The sequence below is a fragment of the Achromobacter sp. ESBL13 genome, assembly GCF_036668755.1.
GTDB lineage: Bacteria > Pseudomonadota > Gammaproteobacteria > Burkholderiales > Burkholderiaceae_B > Achromobacter.
Genome location: NZ_JAZEVT010000001.1, coordinates 1,003,274 through 1,018,950, shown reverse-complemented (window position 1 = coordinate 1,018,950; position 15,677 = coordinate 1,003,274). Strand labels below are relative to the sequence as shown.

At 66.1% G+C, this 15,677-nt stretch carries 16 protein-coding genes; 10 read left to right on the top strand and 6 right to left on the bottom strand.

The window, feature by feature from the left end; genetic code table 11:
* The first annotated feature begins 16 nt into the window (after positions 1 to 16).
* The gene (locus V6F88_RS04735; RefSeq protein WP_332608198.1) at positions 17 to 745 is read left to right on the top strand and encodes a ribonuclease activity regulator RraA; all 729 of its coding nucleotides are present in this window, start codon (positions 17 to 19) and stop codon (positions 743 to 745) included.
* 181 nt (positions 746 to 926) lie between these two features.
* Here the strand turns inward: V6F88_RS04735 and V6F88_RS04730 are convergent, their stop codons facing one another.
* Positions 927 to 1,145 (bottom strand): hypothetical protein, encoded by a 219-nt coding sequence (locus V6F88_RS04730; RefSeq protein WP_332608197.1) that lies wholly within the window; start codon positions 1,143 to 1,145, stop codon positions 927 to 929.
* Between the two features lie 10 nt (positions 1,146 to 1,155).
* On the bottom strand, positions 1,156 to 1,539 hold the full coding sequence (locus V6F88_RS04725; protein ID WP_332608196.1) for a hypothetical protein: 384 nt from the start codon (positions 1,537 to 1,539) through the stop codon (positions 1,156 to 1,158).
* A 233-nt stretch (positions 1,540 to 1,772) separates the two neighbouring features.
* Here V6F88_RS04725 and V6F88_RS04720 point away from each other — a divergent pair, with 233 nt between their 5' ends.
* Together V6F88_RS04720 and V6F88_RS04715 are read left to right on the top strand one after the other, a co-directional pair.
* Positions 1,773 to 2,258, top strand: a complete 486-nt coding sequence (locus V6F88_RS04720) for a DUF2946 family protein (protein WP_332608195.1) — start codon at positions 1,773 to 1,775, stop codon at positions 2,256 to 2,258.
* A 261-nt stretch (positions 2,259 to 2,519) separates the two neighbouring features.
* Entirely contained in the window at positions 2,520 to 4,085 is a 1,566-nt protein-coding gene (locus tag V6F88_RS04715; protein ID WP_332608194.1) for a PepSY-associated TM helix domain-containing protein, read from the top strand.
* On the opposite strand, the gene V6F88_RS04710 is transcribed toward V6F88_RS04715, so the two are convergent.
* Positions 4,061 to 4,720 carry a GntR family transcriptional regulator gene (locus tag V6F88_RS04710; protein WP_332608193.1) on the bottom strand — a complete coding sequence of 220 codons (660 nt, stop codon included), beginning with the start codon at positions 4,718 to 4,720 and terminating at the stop codon, positions 4,061 to 4,063. The genes V6F88_RS04715 and V6F88_RS04710 overlap by 25 nt on opposite strands.
* Before the next feature lie 153 nt (positions 4,721 to 4,873).
* Here V6F88_RS04710 and V6F88_RS04705 point away from each other — a divergent pair, with 153 nt between their 5' ends.
* From V6F88_RS04705 to V6F88_RS04675, 7 genes are all read left to right on the top strand, one after another.
* Positions 4,874 to 5,656 (top strand): LamB/YcsF family protein, encoded by a 783-nt coding sequence (locus V6F88_RS04705; RefSeq protein WP_332608192.1) that lies wholly within the window; start codon positions 4,874 to 4,876, stop codon positions 5,654 to 5,656.
* Positions 5,657 to 5,664: 8 nt separating this feature from the next.
* A complete protein-coding gene (locus V6F88_RS04700; protein ID WP_332608191.1) occupies positions 5,665 to 7,362 on the top strand; it encodes a 5-oxoprolinase/urea amidolyase family protein in 1,698 nt (565 codons plus the stop codon).
* Between the two features lie 15 nt (positions 7,363 to 7,377).
* Positions 7,378 to 9,114: an acetyl/propionyl/methylcrotonyl-CoA carboxylase subunit alpha gene (locus V6F88_RS04695; protein ID WP_332608190.1), complete on the top strand. Its 1,737-nt coding sequence runs from the start codon at positions 7,378 to 7,380 to the stop codon at positions 9,112 to 9,114.
* 180 nt (positions 9,115 to 9,294) lie between these two features.
* Positions 9,295 to 9,726 (top strand): arsenate reductase (glutaredoxin), encoded by a 432-nt coding sequence (gene arsC, locus V6F88_RS04690; RefSeq protein WP_332608189.1) that lies wholly within the window; start codon positions 9,295 to 9,297, stop codon positions 9,724 to 9,726.
* Between the two features lie 417 nt (positions 9,727 to 10,143).
* Positions 10,144 to 10,341 carry a hypothetical protein gene (locus tag V6F88_RS04685; protein ID WP_442880160.1) on the top strand — a complete coding sequence of 66 codons (198 nt, stop codon included), beginning with the start codon at positions 10,144 to 10,146 and terminating at the stop codon, positions 10,339 to 10,341.
* A 78-nt stretch (positions 10,342 to 10,419) separates the two neighbouring features.
* Entirely contained in the window at positions 10,420 to 10,953 is a 534-nt protein-coding gene (locus V6F88_RS04680) for a DUF421 domain-containing protein (protein ID WP_332608188.1), read from the top strand.
* A 116-nt stretch (positions 10,954 to 11,069) separates the two neighbouring features.
* Complete coding sequence (locus tag V6F88_RS04675) at positions 11,070 to 11,639, top strand: DUF4142 domain-containing protein (protein ID WP_442880159.1); 570 nt, start codon at positions 11,070 to 11,072, stop codon at positions 11,637 to 11,639.
* Positions 11,640 to 11,676: 37 nt separating this feature from the next.
* Here V6F88_RS04675 and V6F88_RS04670 read toward each other — a convergent pair whose 3' ends face one another.
* Genes V6F88_RS04670 through V6F88_RS04660 form a run of 3 tightly spaced genes read right to left on the bottom strand, consistent with a single transcriptional unit; the run spans position 11,677 to position 15,660 of the window.
* Positions 11,677 to 12,045 (bottom strand): hypothetical protein, encoded by a 369-nt coding sequence (locus V6F88_RS04670; RefSeq protein WP_332608187.1) that lies wholly within the window; start codon positions 12,043 to 12,045, stop codon positions 11,677 to 11,679.
* Between the two features lie 4 nt (positions 12,046 to 12,049).
* Entirely contained in the window at positions 12,050 to 14,569 is a 2,520-nt protein-coding gene (locus tag V6F88_RS04665; RefSeq protein WP_332608933.1) for a cbb3-type cytochrome c oxidase subunit I, read from the bottom strand.
* 59 nt (positions 14,570 to 14,628) lie between these two features.
* A complete protein-coding gene (locus V6F88_RS04660; protein ID WP_332608186.1) occupies positions 14,629 to 15,660 on the bottom strand; it encodes a cytochrome c oxidase subunit II in 1,032 nt (343 codons plus the stop codon).
* Between the last annotated feature and the right edge of the window lie 17 nt (positions 15,661 to 15,677).

The window sequence follows — 15,677 nt, the reverse complement described above, 5'->3', positions numbered from 1 at the left end:
AAGGAGACCCCGCACCATGACGATTGCCCCTCAGCCCCTGGACGCGCGCGTCGTCACGGCCCTGTCCCGCATCACGACGGCCACGCTGACGACCGTGCTGTTGAAGAAAGGCCTGCGCAACGTATGGGTGCGCGGCGCGCGGCCGCTTGCGCCGGGCGCCACGCGTATTGTGGGGCGCGCCTTCACGCTGCGTTTCGTGCCCGCGCGCGAAGACCTGGCCACGCCGGCATCGTGGGCTTCCCCCATTTCGACGCGCGCCGCCATTGAAGACATGCCGGAAGGTTGCATCGCCGTGGTCGACGCCATGGGTGTGACGGACGCCGGCATTTTCGGAGACATCCTGTGCGCCCGCATGCAAAAGCGCGGCGTGGCGGCCTTGGTGACGGACGGCGTGGTGCGCGACCTGGAAGGCGTTGAGGGCACCGGGCTGCCCGTCTGGTGCGCCGGCGCGGCGGCGCCGCCTTCGGTGGCGGGGCTGACGTTTGTCGGCTGGCAGGAGCCGGTGGGCTGCGGCGGCGTGGCGGTGTTTCCCAACGACGTCATCGTGCTGGACCGCGACGGTGCGGTGCTGATCCCGGCCGCCTTGCTGGACGAGGTGGTCGACATTGCCATCGAGCAGGAGCGGCTGGAAGGCTGGATCATGCAGCAGGTGGAGGCGGGCGAAAAGCTGCCCGGGCTGTATCCGCCGAATCAGGAAAACCAGGCGAAGTATCAGGCGTGGCGGGCGCAGCAGGGCGAAAAGTAGCCGGCAGCGGAGTGCTACGGCGCTTCACTTCCCGGGGTGCGTCAGGCGAGTTCGGGCGGGCTTCGGTTGAATCGCAGTCCAGGTTCGGGCGGCTTCAGGCTTATCAAAAAAGCCCGGAACGCGGCGGCTCTCGCCGTGCGTTTCGGGCCTGACGTGCCAGTGTGCAAGTCGCGGCGGCGTTCTAGTTGCCGCCGCGGATATTGCCCGCGACACCACCGGCGATGCCGCCGATGGCCGCCCCGGTCCAGGCGCTGCCGCCCGCGATGGCGGCAATGCCCGCGCCCGCCGCCGCGCCTATCGCCGCGCCGGACATGGTCCCTTGCTGCTTGGACGACATATTGGTGCAGGCCGCCAGGGCGCTGATCGCGACGCACACAAGTATCGATCGGATGACTTTCATGACGGCTCCTTCAAGGCTTGCGCTTGGCGCCAGGAACGACGATCTCGAACCACAGGGTTTCGATCACCGGCCGGTCCAGCCGCGACGGGTTCGCGGCGTACCAGCTATCCAGCCCCTCGCGCACGGAATCCAGCGTGTGGGTTTGCAGCCCCTTGGCAAAGCGGGGCACCAGCGTTTGGTTGTCGGGTGGCGCTCGGCGTTCCTGGTACGCGCGTTCCACTTGCAGCAGGTTGGCGATTCCCAATAGGTAGGCTTTCTTGATGTTGGGATCGGACTCCGACCAGTGCTTGCCTGTGACCATCGGGGCGGGGTCGGCGGATTGCGCCATGCTGGGCGCGGTGCACAGCGTAGACAGCGCGAAGGCTGCCGGACCTAACAGGTGTTTCACTTTCATCGCATCGCTCCTCGCGGGCTTAAAAGATCAAAAACAACCTTTGGACGCCGTCCGCAAAACAGAGCCGCAGCGGGCCTTGAGCGGAAAACGGCAACATCGAATTTATGCCCGAAGCCAGGCGGCGGCAAGCAACGTTTGCAGGCGGGCTGGCGGGGCGGGTGTCGCGCAATCCGAAGACGGCGCGTAAAATTCCGCCAAGACGCCGGCGCCCGCCGGCGTTGTGGATTGGACGCATGCGCACCGGATTGCCCCGTCGTTTACCCCGTTACCCGCGTTTTGCCACGGCCGCCGATTACGGGCGGCTGTTGCTGCTGCTGTTGCTGGTGGCGCGGGCGTGGGTGCCGACCGGGTACATGCCCGACGCCCAGGCGCTGCGCCAAGGCCGTCTGACCTTGGGCTTTTGCACGGCGGGCGGCAACGCGCTGGCCGCGTTGCAGGCGATGTCGTTACGGCAGGCGTCCGCCGATGGCCATCACGAGATGCACGGCCATCATGACCACCACGGTAGCGGGCAGGGCGATGATCGTGGCGCCGGCCAGGAATGTCCGTTTGGCCTTAGCGCGCATCAAATCCTGAACCTGCCGCCCTTGGCGGCGTTGACGCCGGTGCTGCTGCACTGGCTGGTACAGCCGCCGCTGAACGTGGACGGCCCGCGCCCGCCCATGCCGGCCACCGGCCCCCCGCTGGGCCCACGGGCGCCACCCTCGATAGACGGATGACCCTGCACGCATGCGCGTTGTGCGCATGCCTGTGGCCGCTATTTTGGTCGCGGATGTGGTCCTGGGTTTGGTGCGGATTCGGTGCGGATTGGGTGCGGATTGGGTCGGTTTTTTTCGGCCCGGTTTTTGCGGCCTGATTTTTCGACCTGATTTTTCGACCCGATTTTTCGACCCGATTTTTCGACCCGATTTCGCGACATGATATTGCGGCTTGTCTCGGCCGCCCGCCTGTGGCGGCCCCCGTTCCCATTCGAGAATCCCATGTCCACACAAACCCTGGATACCGCCGCCGCGCCCGCGCGCTCGCGAAGCGCGGCCCCCAGCGCTTTCCTGGCGCTGATCACGCGCCTGCATTTCTATATCGGGTTGTTCGTCGGCCCCTTCATCCTGGTGGCGGCCGTTACCGGCACGCTGTTCGTCCTGACCCCGCAGATCGAAAACCTGCTGTACGCGGACCAGTTGCGCACCCCCTCCACCGGCCCGGCGCAGCCCCTGGCCAAACAGGTTGAAGCGGCGCAGGCACACATCGGCGCGGGCGGCCCCCGCTTGTTCGCCGTGCGCCCCGCGCCCACGCCCGGGGAAACCACCCGCGTCATGTTCACGCAAGCCGGCATGGGGGATTCGGAAAGCCGCGCGCTGTTCGTCGACCCCGTCACGCTGGCCATCAAGGGCGACATGATGGTCTACGGCACCAGCGGCTCGTTGCCGTTTCGCACCACGCTGGATTATCTGCATCGCAACCTGATGCTGGGCGACCTGGGGCGCAACTACAGCGAACTGGCCGCGTCCTGGATGTGGCTGGCCACGCTGGGCGGGCTGGCGCTGTGGTGGACGGGGCGCCGCCGCGCGACCGCGACCCGTGCGCGCAGCCCGCGTCTGCGGACGCGGCGCTGGCACACCTTGCTGGGCTTGTGGCTGGCGCTGGGGCTGATATTTTTGTCCGCCACGGGCTTGACGTGGTCGAACTGGGCGGGCGGACGCGTCGATCAGCTGCGCGCGCAACTGGGATGGATCACGCCGGCGATTTCGCTGAAGCTACCGGGGGCAGGGCAGGCAGCCGGGACGGGGTCTGGGGCAGGGGGGCCATCGGGGCAGGCTGCCGGCGGGGATGAACATGCGCATCATCACGGCGGCATGCAGATGGCAGGGGCGATGTCGCACAACGGTGCGTCCGCCGCGATGAATGCGCCGATGAATTCGCCGATGAATGCGCCGATGAATGGGTCAGCGAATGCGCCAACGAATGCGCCCGCCAATGCCTCCATGAACGCGTCATCGGATGTCGCCATGCAGTTTGACCGCATTCTGCAAACGGCCCGCCAAGGCGGCATCGACAGTACCCAGCTTGAAATCCGCCCGCCGCGCGGCGCCGGCCAGGCGTGGATGGTGCGTGAAGTGGACCGGTCCTGGCCCACGCAGGTGGATACCATCGCCATCGACCCCGCCACCTACGCCATCACCAGCCGTGCCGATTTCGACACCTTTCCGCTGATCGCCAAGCTGATCCGCTGGGGCGTTGACATGCACATGGGCATTCTGTTCGGCTGGCCCAACCAGCTGTTGATGGGCGCCATCGGCTTGGCGCTATCAACCATGATCGTGCTGGGTTATCGCATGTGGTGGCTGCGGCGGCCGGCAGCCGGCGCGCATGGGCAGACGCTGACGCAGGCCTGGGCCGCGTTGGGCTGGCCGGCGCGGCTGGGCGCGCTGGCCGTGGCCGCAGTGCTGGGGTGGTGCCTGCCGGTAATGGGCGTCAGCCTGCTGGTATTCCTGGTGATCGACGCGCTGCGATCGTGGCGCTTTCAGTTGGCCACGCGGCGCGCATAACTGGCCAGGACGATGCGCTCGGACTGCGCCAGGTAGTCCTTCAGCGCATCGGCCGCCTTGCCGAAATCCCCGGCTTCCACGCGCTGCAAGATCTGCTGGTTCATGTCCGCGTACGGCGCGTGCAGGAATTCGGGGTCTTGCAGCAGGCCGAATACCAGCCGCAATTCGGCCAACAGCAAGGCGAACATTGCATTGAGCCGTTCGCTGTCCGCCAGTTCAACAATAGCCATGTGAAAAGCCATGTTTGCCGTACCCACGCCCGCCCAGTCCTGCCGCTCGCGACACGCCAGCGCGTCGTCCACGGCCTGCCGCATGCGCTGGCGGGCCGGGTGGTGTGGATAGGCCTGGGCCAGCGCCTGGCATTCGATCATGCGCCGCACGCGGTAGATGTCGATAATGGACGCCATGCTGGGCACCGCCACTGCCACGCCACGGTTGGGCGCATAAGTCAGCAAGCCTTCCTTGGTCAGGTTGCGAAAGGCTTCGCGCAAGGTGTTGCGCGACACGTCCAGCGATTGCGTCAGGGTTGCTTCCGATAGCCGCTGGCCGGGCATGAATTCACCATTGATCAAGCGGCGGCGTATCTGCTCGGTGACTTTGTCGGTCAGGGTCTGGTGCGCGTCGGATGTGGTCATAGGCGGTTGGGGCAATTACCGATAGCCGCTTGGGCAAGTTTGATCTACCATACTAACCAATTTGTAGAACAATTGTGTAACTATCGTTCCACACTATAAGCGGGGCACGCTGCGTAAACCACCTGCCCCGCGTCCGTGGACTAAGGATAAGACATGGCTGGGATCGATTTGAACAGCGACCTGGGCGAAAGCCTGGGCGCATGGCGCATGGGCGACGACGCCGCGATGTTGGCGGTGGTGTCCAGCGCAAACGTGGCGTGCGGCTTCCATGCGGGCGACCCCGCGGGCATTCTGGCCACCTTGAAGTCCGCGCGCGAGAACGGCGTGACGGTTGGCGCGCACGTGTCCTATCCCGATCTGTCCGGCTTTGGCCGCCGCAATATGGATGTGGCCAGCGCCGACTTGATCGCTGATGTCATCTACCAGATCGGTGCCTTGAAGGGGCTGGCCGCCGCCGCCGGCACCGACGTACGCTACGTCAAGCCGCACGGTGCGCTTTACAACACCATCGCGCACGACGCCCGCCAGGGTGACGACGTGATCGCCGCCATTCTTGAAATCGACCCGACGCTGGTGCTGGTGGGCCTGGCCGGCTCGCCGCTGCTGACGCGCGCCCGTGAACGCGGGCTGCGCGTGGTGGCCGAAGCCTTTGCCGACCGCGCCTACACGCCCAAGGGCGAGCTGGTATCGCGCCGCGAAAAGGGCGCCGTGCTGCACGACCCGCAAGCCGTGGCCGCGCGCATGCTGCGGCTGGTTCAAGAGGGCGTCATCGAAGCCATTGACGGCAGCCTGACGCGCGTGCAAGCCGATTCCATCTGCGTGCATGGCGACAGCCCGGGCGCGGTGGACATGGCGCGCGAACTGCGGCGCCAGCTTGAGCAATCGGGCGTTGCCATCCGCTCTTTCATTGACGCTGCCCCGGCACAATCCGCCTAGGAGGCCGCGTGCGTTTCCTGCCTGTAAACACCGACGCGCTACTGGTCGAGCTGGACGATCTTGAACAGACGCTGGCGCTGTTCGCCGCGTTGCAAAACCGGCCCATCGCCGGCGTCACCGAAATGGTTCCCGCCGCGCGCACGGTGCTGGTCATCTTCGAACCCGGCCTGGTGTCGCGCGATGCGCTGATTGCCGGCATCGGCGCCCGCGACACCACGGCTCACGTGGCGCGCGATGGCAAGCTGATCGAAATCCCCGTTCATTACAACGGCGAAGACCTGGACGAAGTCGCCCAGTTGCTGGGCATCACGCCGGACGAAGTCATCCGCCGCCACACCGGCGGCACGTACAGCGTGGCCTTCACCGGCTTCGCACCCGGCTTCGCGTATCTTAGCGGCGGCGACCCCACGCTGGACGTACCGCGCCGCAAGACCCCGCGCACCCGCATTCCGGCGGGCGCCGTGGCGTTGGCCGGCACATTCAGCGGCGTCTATCCGCAAGCCAGCCCCGGCGGCTGGCAGATCCTGGGCGTGACGCCGGTACCCATGTGGGACCTGGCGCGCGAGACGCCGGCGTTGCTGCAACCGGGGTATCGGGTGCGGTTCATTGATGCCGGGGCTGCGGCGGGCGAAGCCGCGACGCAGGGTGCTTCTTCCGGAACATCGGCCGGAACCTCGGCCGAGGCTTCGGTCGGGACTGCGGCCAGAACCTCGGCCGATGTGTCGGCCTTTGCTTGCGCTCGCGGCAACGCATCCGCCGTCAATTCCCACCCCACACCCGCGCTGGAAGTCGTGTCGCCCGGGTTGCAGGCGGTGTTTGAAGACTTGGGCCGGGCAGGGCAGGCGCGTCAAGGCGTGGCCGCTTCCGGCGCCATGGACCGTGGCGCGCTGCGCGCCGCCAACCGGCTCGTGGGCAACGCGCCCGCCGAAGCCGCCATTGAAATCGTCTACGGCGGATTCCAGGTGCGGGCGCACGGCCCCAGCGTGGTGGCCGTGACCGGCGCGCGTGGCGACGTCACGCTGCGCAGCGCGGCGGGCAGCACGTGGGCGGCCGACACGTATCAAGCCATCGCGCTTGACGATGGCGACACGCTGACCTTGGGCCAACCGTCCGCCGGTATCCGCTATTACCTGGCCGCGCGCGGCGGCTTCGACGTGCGGCCGGTGCTGGGCAGTTGCTCCACCGACACCTTGGCCCGCGTCGGCCCCGAGCCCTTGGCGTCGGGCGACCGCATCGGCATCCGGCCAGCCGGGCAGGGCGCCATCGTGGGGGCACCCGAAGTTGCGCCGGCGCATCTACCAACCACCAACACCGAGGTGGTGCTGGACGTGGTGTTGGGCCCGCGCACGGATTGGTGCGACGCCGAGGCGGTTGCGCTCTTGTCGCGCCAGGCCTGGACGGTGACGCCGCAGTCCAACCGCGTCGGCATCCGCCTGAACGGCGACGCGCCGCTGCAACGCGCCAACCACGCCGAACTGCCCAGCGAAGGCACCCGCAAAGGCTCCATCCAGGTGCCCGCCAGCGGCCAGCCCGTTCTGTTCCTGGCCGACCATCCCTTGACCGGCGGCTACCCCGTCATTGGTTCGGTCGCGCCGTGGCATCTGGACCGCGCCGCCCAAATTCCGATCGGCGCTCGCGTGCGCTTCAATCCCATTTCCGACTTCGTTCCGGTTGATGTTCCGGCCGTGCCCGTCAACCCGACCTAACTGAATCTGCCTGCCATGAAGAAAGTTCTGATTGCCAACCGTGGCGAGATCGCCGTCCGCATCATCCGCGCCTGCGCCGACTACGGCGTCAAATCCGTTGCGGTCTACGCCGACGCCGATTTCGACGCGCTGCACGCGCGCATGGCCGACGAGGCGTACGGGCTGGACGGCGACCGTCCCGCCGATTCCTATCTGAATATCGACAAGCTGCTGGACGTGGCACGCCGCAGTGGCGCCGACGCCGTGCATCCCGGTTACGGCTTCCTGTCTGAAAGCCCCGCCTTCGCCCGCGCCGTCATCGACGCCGGCTTGACCTGGATCGGCCCGTCGCCGGAAACCATCGAGCGCCTGGGCGACAAGGTCCAGGCGCGCAAGATCGCATTGGCCGTCGGAGCCCCGCTGGTCGCTGGCACGGCAGACCCGGTCAACGGCGCCGAAGACGTGCTGGCCTTCGCCAACGAACATGGCCTGCCGATTGCCGTCAAGGCGGCGTTTGGCGGGGGAGGCCGGGGCCTGAAAGTGGTGTGGCGCATGGAAGACGTGGCCGACCTGTACGAGTCGGCCGTGCGCGAAGCGGTCACCGCGTTCGGTCGCGGCGAATGCTATGTGGAACAGTTCCTGGACCGGCCGCGCCACGTCGAAGCGCAAGTGGTGGCCGACAAGCACGGCAACGTCGTCGTGCTGGGCACGCGCGATTGCTCGCTGCAACGGCGCAATCAGAAGCTGGTGGAAGAAGCGCCCGCGCCGTTCCTGACGGACGACCAGCGCCAACGCATCCACGCGTCTGCCCGCGATATCTGCGCCCATGCCGGTTATGTCGGCGCCGGCACCGTTGAATTCCTGCTGAGTGCATCGGGCGCGATTTCGTTCCTGGAGGTCAACACGCGCCTGCAAGTCGAACACCCGGTCACCGAGGAAACCTGCGGGCTGGACCTGGTTGTTGAACAATTGCGCATCGCAGACGGTTTGCCGCTGTCGTTCACCACGGCGCCCGCGCCGCGCTGCCACGCCATCGAATTCCGTATCAACGCCGAAGACGTCGGCCGGGGCTTCCTGCCGTCGCCGGGCCGCATCGACCAGTTCGCGCCACCGTCCGGACCGGGCGTGCGCGTGGACAGCGGCGTGGAGTCGGGTTCGACCATACCCGGCGCCTTCGATTCGCTGTTGGCCAAGCTGATCGTCACCGGCGCCACCCGCGAACAGGCCATTGCGCGCGCCCGCCGCGCGCTGGCCGAATTCCGCATAGAAGGCGTGGCCACCGTGCTGCCGTTCCATCGCGCGGTCCTGGCGCATGACGACTTCCTGGGCGACGACACCGGCTTCAAGGTCCACACGCGCTGGATCGAAACCGACTTTGCCCATGATCTGGAAGCGGCAGTGCGGCCCACGCCATTGGGCACGGTGACACTGCACCGGACCGCAGTCGAAATCGACGGCCGCCGCGTATCTCTGGGCCTGCCGGCCGAACTGCTGCGCGGCTTGCAATCCGCCGGCGCGGCGGCAACGACGGACGCAGGGCAGCCTGCCGGGAACCTCGCCAGCGCCGACAGCGTGCCGGCACCGATCGCGGGCACCATCCAGGCCTGGAAGGTGGAAGACGGCGCCACCGTCAAACAAGGCGAACTGATCGCCACGATGGAAGCCATGAAGATGGAAATGCAGGTGCTGGCACATCGAGACGGCGTGCTCAAACAGGAAGCAGCGCCGGGCAAATCGGTGGCAGCCGGGGCGACGATCGGGCGGATCGAGTAAGGGGAAAACGGGTGTTTACAAAGAGAGGCTGGGACGCCGTCCGACGCCTCTTCTTTCACTTAGGTGTATTACGCATAATGTGTATTATGTAAAGTACGAATTTGACGTGGTTGGGCATTGCCCTCGTAAACTCCCACCGCCACCCTCACGATTCCAACACTTCAACAAACCCAGGACACCATGAGCCCCGTCATCATCTATCACAACCCTAAGTGCGGCACGTCGCGTAATACCTTGGCGCTGATTCGCAACGCCGGCATCGAGCCGCAAGTGATCGAATATTTGAAGACGCCGCTTGACCGCGCAACGCTGGTCGATCTGATCTCGCGCGCCGGCCTGTCCGTGCGCGACGCCATCCGCCAGAAAGAATCGGCGTATCAAGCGCTGGGCCTGAATGACGAATCGCTGTCCGATGACGCGCTGATCGATGCCATGCTTGAGAACCCCATCCTTATCAACCGGCCCTTTGTGGTCACAGCCGCCGGTGTGCGCCTGTGCCGCCCGTCGGAATTTGTGCTGGACATTCTTGAAGAGCCGCAGCGCGGCGCGTTCACTAAAGAAGATGGCGAAGTCGTGATCGACGACAGCGGACGGCGCGTGGGCCAGGGCTAGAGCCCGATCAGCGCCAGGCCGTCGCCGCCACCCGTACTTGCCTCCTGCCCTTCCCCATCTGGGGCGAAGGGCTTGATCTTTGTCCAAGACGTTCGCCGGATGCAGCACGATATTCATCGAACAATTCGGTGACAGAGAGGGTCGCGGTATCCCGTCACCGCACAGGCATCTTGATGGCCCGTCCCATCAACCACGTCGACAGCGCTTGCCAGGACCCTGGCGCGCGTTGAACTCGCAGGAGCAAGATGCGCGCGATCAGGCTGACATTGGTTTTTTTCCTGCTGCTGGTCGCGCTGTTGTGGGCGCTGGCCGATTCCCGGTTGTGGGGCGCCTCAAGCCCTTACATAGGGCGGGCCGCGCTGATAGACGCCGCTGGCAGGCCCCGCCGCGCAGACGCTGCCGTCGACCCCGTCGCTGTTGGAAACGCCATTCGTGCTGCGCGCGCAAGCCGACCACGAAGATCTGTTGCGCGCCATTTCGCGGCGCGAAGCGGTGCGCGCTGAAAACCTGATGCGCGAACACGCATACCGCAGCCGAGAGAACAAGCGCGTGTTGCTGGGATCCTTGCGCGGTGCATTGCCGGCGCAGCCGCTGCTGGCCGACGGCAGCGCGTAGCCACCGCAGTCACCGCGGGCACGACATTTGCTGCTTGCCACGCACCGTCGCCCCCGTGCGGCTTACGTGTGGCTCACCATGTCGGATATCGCTGAAATTTTTGCGCTTCAAGCCGGGTTCGTGGAAATGTTCGTCCGCGGTACGACCATGTATTGGGTGTTGTACGCCCTGCTTCGTATTTCGGGCCGCCGCGACATGGGGTCATTGGGCGTGGCAGACATGCTGGTGTTGGTGCTGGTGGCCGACGCGGCGGGCAACGCGATGTCGGGCGATTCTTATTCCATGGGCGACGGCATCATCGTTGTCACGACGATTGTCGGCTGGAGCTACCTGCTGGACCGCCTGTGTTATCACATCCCCGTGTTGCGGCGCGTGCTGGAGCCGCAGCGGATCTGCCTGGTGCGCGATGGCCGGATCCAGGTCGCGGGCTTGAAGCGCGAACACATCAGCCGGGGCGAACTCATGGAGCAACTGCGGCTGAAAGGCGTGGGCGACGTCAGTCGCGTCAAGCGCGCATACCTGGAATCCACTGGTGAATTCAGCGTGATCGACCAGGTGGAAAAGCCCGTCGAGGAAACCTCCACGCTGGAAGAATCGACGAACAAGTCGTGAACGGCGGCTTGGCGAACGCCCCGCTGACGGCAAACACAGGCAGGAACGCGGTTTGCTGTAAAGCGCAAGGGTAGTTCTTATCAACGGCGCGCCGCGCCACCCCTTGGGAGACGTACATGAAAACTCGCACCCTTACCGCCGCCCTGCTTTCGGTTGCCGCGCTTGGTGTCGGCACCGCTGCTGTTGCGCAGCAGACTTCGCCCACCGCGCCCGCCGCGCCGATGGCCGCCGATTCCAAGCTGGACAGCAAAGACCGCGATTTTCTCGAAAATGCCGCACAGTCGGGTCATATGGAAGTGGAAGGCAGCAAGCTGGCCTTGCAGAAGTCGCAAAACGCTGAAATCAAGAGCTTTGCGCAGAAGATGATCGATGACCACGGCAAGGTGGGGCAGCAACTGACCAGCCTGGCAAAAAGCAAGGGCTACGACGCGCCCACCGAGCCGTCGTTGATGCAGCAAGCCAAGCTGAAGACGCTGGGCATGCGCGACGACGGGTTTGACAAGGCCTATGCCGAAGGCGTGGGCGTGTCCGCGCACGAAGATGCGGTCAAGCTGTTTGAAGACGCGTCGAAGAATGCCAAGGATCCGGAAATCAAACAGTTCGCCATGGAAACCTTGCCCGCCTTGCAGCAGCATCTGCAAATGGCGAAGACGCTGGAACAAAGCGTACAGACCGTCAAGAAATAGCCCTGATGCCAGGCGGGGGGCACGGGCAGCCGGCCCCCTAGCCGCACGCAGCCACCAGGAAAATCGGCACGGTCTGCCAGGCCACGGCCAATGCCGACAATACGCACAACGCCCCGGTCAGCCAAACGCGAAAGCGCGCGGCGTCCGGGGCGTCTTCATGTCGAGCCGAGCGGATCGCGATACGGATCGTTAGCCCCATGGCCAGCAAGGCCGCGGCGCTGCCCGCAAGAATCACCCACGACGACACCGGCATTCCCCTCGCATGCATCGCCAGCGCGGAATCCGGCCGCGCGCACGCAATGGCATTGACGATGTAGATGCCCAGAAAGTGCACCATCCAGATCATCGGGCCGGCGATCAGCAGCAGCGGGTTGCGTCCGAAGGCGGTGAGCACGGGCGTCTTCATCGCGCTACCCCGCCATGCGCGGAAAGGCATGCACAAGCGCTAGGCCCACCAAGCCCTGCGCCACGGTGTAGTACCACATCACCATCGTGCAGTGATGGCAGGCGCGGCGCGTGTACGACAGCCTGCCGGCCATGGAACGCGCGACGGTAAACGCTGCCATCGTGACCGCCAGCAAGGCGAACACTGCCTGCAAGCCGGCAACCGCGTACACGGCCGCCGCGTAAGCCGACGCTTGCGGTCGCAGCCCGTGCGTCCAGTGGCCGTGCAGGTCCAGCGCGGATGCCAGCGCCAGCAACACGGCGCCGGCGGCCATGCCCGTTCTGAGCAGATCGTGCCGGTTCAGGCGCAGCCAGCGCCCGCAGCACGCCATCAACACGGCGGCGTCCATCAGCAGCCACGCGGAAAGCAAAGGGCGAACCGGGCCAGCCAAGTCGGCGCCGCGTGGCCAGGCGCCCGGCGAGGTGGTCCACAGGAACAGATACGCAAAGCACAACGAGCCGAAGATGCTGGCGCAGACGACCACCAACAGCGTCATGGCCCAGCCGTAATGCGACGCCGCGCCGGAACACATCATCGGCACCCGCTCGCCCGCTCCGATGTGCACCGGCGCGTAGTCCGGCCCGGTGTCGGCGTCCCACAGCCAACGCCACAACGAGGCCACCGCCAGCACGGCGCAGGCCGCCGCCAACGCATGCATCTTGAACGTAAGCAACAAGAAAAAGCCCGCCGTGCCCAAAGCCGCCAACAGCGGCAGCCAGCCCGGCCCGGGCAGCGGCAACACGTAATCGGGCTGCGCGTCCACGGCGCTGGTCACCAGCGTTGAGCGCGTTCCCGATGGCGCCGAGGGCAGGAAATATCGGCCGGCGGCCACATCGCGCGCAAGGCCGGGCTGGTCCCACAGGGGCTCGCGCGAGGTCACGCTTGGAATGCTGCGCACGCCGTAGATATCGCTGGGCAGCCATTCCAGGGTGCCCGCGTTCCAGACGTTGCCGGCGTTGCGGCCCAGGGTCGGGCGGAAGTTGCGCGCCAGGTCCCACAGGAACACCAGCACGCCCGCCGCAATCAGGTAGGCGCCCACGGTAGACACCATGTTCAGCAAGCCCCAGCCTTGGCTTTCGGCGTAGGTGTAGACGCGCCGCGGCATGCCGGCCAGGCCCGTGAAATGCATGGGAAAGAACGTGACGTTAAAGCCCACGAACATCAGCCAGAACGCCCAGCGCCCCAGCCGTTCGGATAAGGCGCGCCTGCTGACCACCGGCGTCCAGTAATAGAACGCCGCGAACAGCGGGAACACCATCCCGCCGAACAACACATAGTGCAGATGCGCCACGACGAAATACGAGTCGTGCGCTTGCAGGTCGAACGGAATCACGGCCACCATCACGCCGGTCAGGCCGCCCAGCACGAAGATGAAGAAGAAACCCAGGATGAACAGCATCGGCGTCTTCAAGGGTCGCAAGCGCAGCGCCGCCGCGATCGTTGCGATCCATGCGAATACCTGTATGGCGGTGGGCACCGACACGGCCATGCTTGCCGCCGACGCAAAACTGAGCGATAGCGCCGGGATGCCGGTGGCGAACATGTGGTGCACCCACAGGCCAAAGCTGAGAAAGCCGGTGCCCACCACGGCCATGACCACCCAGCGGTAGCCCACCAGCGGCACGCCCGTCATGGCGGGCACGATCATCGAGACCATGCCGGCGGCGGGCAGGAAGATGATGTAGACCTCGGGGTGGCCAAAGAACCAGAACAGGTGCTGCCACAACAAGGGGTCGCCGCCGCGTTGCGTGATGAAGAACGGCATGTCGAAGGCGCGCTCCAGTTCCAGCAGCGCCGTGGCGACGATGACGGCCGGAAACGCGATGATGACCATGCCGCAGAACACCAGCATCACCCACGCAAAGATCGGCATCTTGTCCAGGCCCATGCCAGGGGCGCGCGTGCGCAGGATGCCCACGGCCAGCTCGATGGCCCCCGCGATGGCCGAGATTTCGATGAAGCCGATGCCCAGCAACCACAGGTCCGCGTTCATGGCGGGTGAATATTGCGAGCCGGTCAGCGGCGGGTACATGAACCAACCACCGTCCGGCGCCAGGCCGAAAAAGATGCTGCAAAAGAACACCAGCCCGCCCACCGCGTAAGCCCAATACGCATAGGCCGACAGCCGGGGAAACGGCAGGTCGCGCGCGCCCAGCATGTTGGGCAACAGCAATACCGCGATGGCTTCCACGGCGGGCACGGCAAACAGGAACATCATCACCGTGCCGTGCATGGTGAACAGCTGGTTGTAGAGCGCGTGCCCGATCAGGTGGCTGTCGGGCGCGGCCAATTGCGTGCGCATCAACAGCGCCAGCACGCCGGCCAACAGGAAGAACAGAAAGGCCGTGCCGATATAAAGCAGCCCGACCGATGCGTTGTCCACCACCGTAACAAGCCGCCAGCCACTGGGCCGCCACCACGCCCGCAACAGCGCGCCCTCTTCTTCCGGTGGGCGCGGTGAAGAATTGGGAAGCTTGGGCGTCAACAAGGCGCCGACGGACGGAGCTTGCGGCGTGGCGGTCGCGGGGGGTTGGGCGGTATCGCTCACTTCAGGCCTTCCAGGTAGCGGGCCACGGCGCGCAGATCTTCACCGGGCAGTTGGTTGAAGGACGGCATGGGGTTGCCGGGCTTGATGTGTTGGCTGCCGGCGATCCAGCCGGCCAGTGCACCCACGTTGTTGGGCAATACGCCTGCCGCGAGCGACAGGCGACTGCCCACGTGGGTCAAGTCCGGGCCCAGCGTGCCCCGGGCGTCGGTGCCGCGCACGGTGTGGCACTGCGCGCACGCTTGCAGGAAGACCTGCTCGCCCCGGCGCAGCGTGGGCTCGGACGGCGGGGCCGGCTGGGCCTCAGCCGGCCGCGCCTCAGCCGGCCGCGCCTGGGCCTCTTGCCATGCGCGGTACGCGTCGGGTTCCAACGCGACGACGTGGAACTTCATGTTGGCGTGTTGCGCGCCGCAGTATTCGGCGCATTGCCCGGTGAACGTGCCCGCCGTTTGCGCGCGCACCCGCATGCGGTTGACGCGCCCGGGAATCATGTCCAGCTTGCCCCCCAGTTCGGGTACCCAGAAGCTGTGAATGACGTTGTCGGAGGTCAACTCGAATTCAACCCACGCCCCGACAGGTATGCGGATGTCGTTGGCGGTGTCGAACAAGGCGGCGCCGGACGCGTCCAGGTAGCGCACCCGCCACCACCAGAGTTCGCCCTTGACGGCGATGCGGACCGTGGGCGCGGCCCCGTCGCCCGCCATGGAAGACCCCGCGCTTAGTACGTAGACCAGCAAGGCGGTCAGCGCCACGACCGGGAAAGCGATGCCCGCGCCAACGATCAGCGCGGGGCTGGCCAGGCGTCGGCGCGCGCTGGCGGGGCCGAACAGCGCCACGGCCACCAACGCCATTACCACCACGAAAATTGCCGTGGCGCCGATGAACAGGATTTGACTGATGTCAGCAATGACCCCGGCGCCATCGCCGGCCGCCCCGCCCGTCGGCGCGCTGGGCAAGCGCGGTAGAGCGGCACCCGCCGGCGCGGTGGCAAGCACGTAGGAAAGGATGGCGGCCATGCCGCGCGTCAGCATGTACCGTGCCCAGCGGC